Raw genomic sequence first — 287 nt, 5'->3', positions numbered from 1 at the left:
TGTCGCAGCGCTTGGCCATCTCGCCGAAGGGCGATGGCATGAAGCCGCCCGCATCCTCGAGGACATCGCCGTCGACTTCCCACTCGATGCGCTGGCGCTGCAGACCGGACATCAGATCGATTTCTTCACCGGTAACGCGCGCATGTTGCGCGACCGCATCGGCCGGGCGCTGCCGGCCTGGCAAAAGGACATGCCGGGCTACCACGCCATTCTCGGCATGCAGGCCTTCGGGCTTGAGGAGATGGGCGATTATGCCCGCGCCGAGTCCTTTGGGCGGCAGGCCGTCG

At 66.2% G+C, this 287-nt stretch carries 1 pseudogene; it reads left to right on the top strand.

Annotated features, from left to right (window positions below):
• Positions 1 to 287 (top strand): annotated as a pseudogene (locus tag EN874_RS35005) (tetratricopeptide repeat protein); the annotation flags it as partial.

It is taken from the genome of Mesorhizobium sp. M1D.F.Ca.ET.231.01.1.1 (assembly GCF_003999155.2).
Classification (GTDB): Bacteria; Pseudomonadota; Alphaproteobacteria; order Rhizobiales; family Rhizobiaceae; genus Mesorhizobium.
This window is presented reverse-complemented; position numbering and strand designations above follow the sequence as displayed.